This window comes from Streptomyces rubellus, from assembly GCF_036323805.1.
Taxonomy (GTDB): Bacteria; Actinomycetota; Actinomycetes; order Streptomycetales; family Streptomycetaceae; genus Streptomyces.
Map to the genome: position 1 here is coordinate 1 of NZ_JAZDCX010000053.1, position 3,658 is coordinate 3,658.

2 protein-coding genes are annotated in these 3,658 nt (G+C 73.5%); both read right to left on the reverse strand.

The features are described from left to right. Positions 1-801, reverse strand: an 801-nt coding sequence (locus V1L54_RS29160; protein ID WP_330121168.1) for a beta-ketoacyl synthase N-terminal-like domain-containing protein, incomplete at its 3' end; no start/stop codon positions are given. Positions 802-805: 4 nt separating this feature from the next. After that, positions 806-3,658, reverse strand: a 2,853-nt coding sequence (locus V1L54_RS29165; RefSeq protein WP_330121169.1) for a type I polyketide synthase, incomplete at its 5' end; no start/stop codon positions are given.

The following is a 3,658-nucleotide window of genomic DNA, read 5'->3' on the forward strand; positions in this document are numbered from 1 at the left end:
GGCCTTGCAGCGGCCGTCGGAGGCGAGGCCTCCGGACAGGGCGAAGTCGACGAAGGTGTTCGGAGTGACCATGATCGCGACGCCGCCGGCCAGCGCCAGTGAACTCTCCCCGCTGCGCAGCGACCGCATGGCCAGGTGAAGCGCCACCAGCGACGAGGAGCAGGCGGTGTCCACGGTCAGGGCCGGGCCCTCCAGCCCCAGGGTGTAGGCGACCCGGCCGGAGACGACGCTTCCGCTGTTGCCGGTGCCCAAGTGCCCGGCGACCTCGTCCGGGACGGACATGACGCGCGAGGCGTATTCGTTGTACATGACACCGGTGAAGACGCCGGTGCGGCTCCCGCGCAGGGACAGCGGGTCGATGCCGGCGCGTTCCACGGCCTCCCAGGAGGTCTCCAGCATCAGCCGCTGCTGGGGGTCCATGGCGAGGGCCTCGTGGGGCGAGATGTTGAACAGCGACGGGTCGAAGTCGGCGACGCCGTCGAGGAAGCCCCCCTCCCGGGAGAACTCCACCTCCGCGGCGATACCGGTGGCGAAGGGCGTCATGTCCCAGCCGCGGTCGGCGGGGAAAGGACCCATCGCGTCAGCGCCGTCCCGCACCAGGCGCCACAGGTCTTCCGGGGAGCGGACGCCGCCGGGGAAGCGGCAGGACATACCGATGATAGCGATCGGCTCGTGCTCGGTGGACTCCGCGGCACGTAGCCGCTGACGCACCGAGGCGAGGTCCGTGGTGACCCTCTTCAGGTAGTCCCGCAGCTTGCCCTCGGTGGACACGGCACGTGCGCCGACTGTCTCGTCCGGCATCGCCTCAGGCTCCCAGTTCGTTGTCGATGAAGGCGAAGAGGTTGTCGTCGTCCGCCGCGTCGAGGTTTCCGGCGGCGGTGACCAGGTCCGAGTCGTCCGCGGTGTCGTGCCGGGCGAGCAGCGCGTGCAGCCGCGAGACCACACGGCTGCGGGTCTCGTCCCCCGGGCTGGTCTCGGCGAGGGCGGCGTCGAGCCGGTCCAGGTCGGCCAGGAGCGCGGCGGGGCCGGTCTCGGCGCTCTCGACCACCAGTTGTTCCAGCAGGTGGTCGGCGAGGCGGGCGGCGCTCGGGTGGTCGAAGACCAGCGTGGTCGGCAACCGCAGGCCGGTGGCGGCACTGAGTTGGTTGCGGATCTCGATCGCGCTGAGCGAGCTGAACCCCAGGTCGGTGAAGCCCAGTTCAGGGTGGATGGCTTCGGCGGAGGCGTGTCCGAGGACCGCGGCCGCGTGGCCACGGACCAGGTCGAGCACCACCTGCCGCCGCTCGGACGGGTCGAGGGGAGCCAGGCGGGCGCTGAGCGACGACGTGTCCGGCCTCTCCCCCTCGGCCGTCCGCCGGGCCGGCGGTGGAACGAGGGTACGCAGCAGCGCGGGCACCGGAACACTGTGCGCGTGGGCCCGCACGGCGGTCAGGTCCAGGCGTGCCGCCACCAGGTGGGAGCGGCCGGCGGTGAGGGCGGCGTCGAGCAGGGTGAGGCCGTCCTCGTCGGACAGAGCGGTTCCGCTGCCGGTCGCGTCCTCGCGTTCGGCGTCGGAGAGGTGGCCGGTCATGCCGGTGCCGGTGGCCCACATGCCCCAGCCGACGGAGAGGGCGTCCCGGCCCCGGGCGCGGATTCTGGCGGCCAGCGCATCCAGAGCGGCGTTGGCGGCGGCGTAGTTGGCCTGACCGGGTGCTCCGAAGGTGCCGGTGGCGGAGGAGAAGAACACGAACAGTTCGGCCCCGGCCAGTTTGCTCAGGTGGAGCGCCGCGTCGGTCTTGGGGCGCAGCACGGCCGCGACGCGCTTGGGTGTCATCGACTCGAAGACGCCGTCGTCGAGGACGCCCGCCGCGTGCACCACGGTGGCGATCCGCCGGTCGGTCAGCACCTCGGCGAGGCGGTCCTCGTCGGCGGCGTCGCAGGCCACGATCTCGGCCCGCACGCCGAGAGCGGCGAGGTCGGCGGCGAGATCGGCGGCTCCGGGGGCGTCCGGGCCGGAGCGGCTGAGCAGGAGCAGTTCGGTGACGCCGTGAGCGGCGGCGAGGTGCCGGGCCACCAGGCCGCCGAGCCCTCCGGTGCCGCCGGTGACCAGGACGGTTCCGGCGGGCAGCGCGGGCTCGCCCACCGGCCGGGCCCGGACAAGGCGTGGCACCAGCGGGGAACCGCCGCGCAGCGCGGTCTCCGGCTCGTCGGGGACGAGTGCCTCGGCGAGCCCGGTGAGGTCGCCGTCGGTGTCGACGAGTACGAACCGGCCGGGGTGTTCGGAGTGTGCCGACCGGAGCAGTCCCCGGGCGGCCGCGCCGGGCAGGTCGGTGATGTCCTCACCGTCCCGTACGGCGACGGACCCGCAGGTGAGCAGCACGATGCGGGACTCGTCGAAGCGCCGGTCCGCGAGGAGGGTCTGTGCCGAGTCGAGCACCTCGGCCACCCGGCGGTGCACCGCCTCCACGTCTTCGTCATCCGGTGTTCCCGCCCCGGAGAGGAGGACGACCTCGGGTACGTTCATGCCCGCGTCGGCGTATTCGATCAGCGCGGCGGTGTCGGCGTGCCACTCGACGGCGAAGTCCTCCTCGGCCAGATGGTCGGCCGCGCCGAGGATGTCGCCGCCGACCACGGCCCACGACGCGGGGAACGGGCCGGGGGCGGCGGATGTCCAGTCGGTGGTGAACAGCGCGTCGCCGGGACCGTTCTCGGAGGTCAGTTGGGCGGCGGAGACCGGACGGAACTCCAGCGACTCGACGTGGACCACCGGAGCGCCGGTGGTGGTCACGGCCTCCAGGCGTACGGACTCCCGTTCGGCGGAGCGGCTCAGCCGGACCCGCAGTTCGGTGCTGCCTGCCGCGTGCGAGGTGACGCCCTGCCAGGCGAAGGGGATCTGCACCCCGCTGGTGCCGGGGAGAAGCTCCCCGGCTCCGATGGCGTGCAGAGCGGCGTCGAACAGGGCGGGGTGCAGACCGAACCCCTCGGCGCCGGCGCGAACTTCCTGGGGAAGCGTGACCTCGGCGAACACCTCGTCGTCCCGCCGCCAGACGGAGCGCAGGCCCCGGAAGGCGGGACCGTACCCGTAGCCGCTGTCGGCGGCGGGCTCGTAGAACCCGGTCAAGTCGACCGGTTCGGCGTCCGTGGGTGGCCACTGGACCGGCTCCGGGACGTGCCCGGCCGGGTCGGCGGCACGCACCGTGCCCCTCGCGTTCCGGGTCCAGGCTCCGTCGTCGCCCTCGAGGCGGGAGTAGACGGTGAGGGTGCGCGTGCTCTCCGTGGGGGCGCTGTCTCCGACGACGACCTGGAGGACGACCGCCCGCCCCTCGGGCAGGGTGAGCGGGGCCTCCAAGGCGAGGTCGTCCAGGTGCGGGCAGCCGGCCGACGCGCCGGCCCGGACGGCGAGTTCGACCAGGGCGGTGCCGGGCAGCAGGACGGTGCCCAGCAGGACGTGATCGGTGATCCACGGGTGGGTGTCCGCGGCGATCCGTCCGGTGAGCAGCACCCCGTCCGTGCCGGCCACCGGCACCGCCGCGCCGAGCATCGGGTGGTCGGCGCGGTCGAGGCCCATGGCGGAGACGTCGGCGGGCAGCGCCCGGCTCTCGGGCCAGAAGCGTTCCCGCTGGAACGGGTAGGTGGGCAGCTGGACGCCGCTGCCGGTGCGGTCCTCCAGAACGGTGCG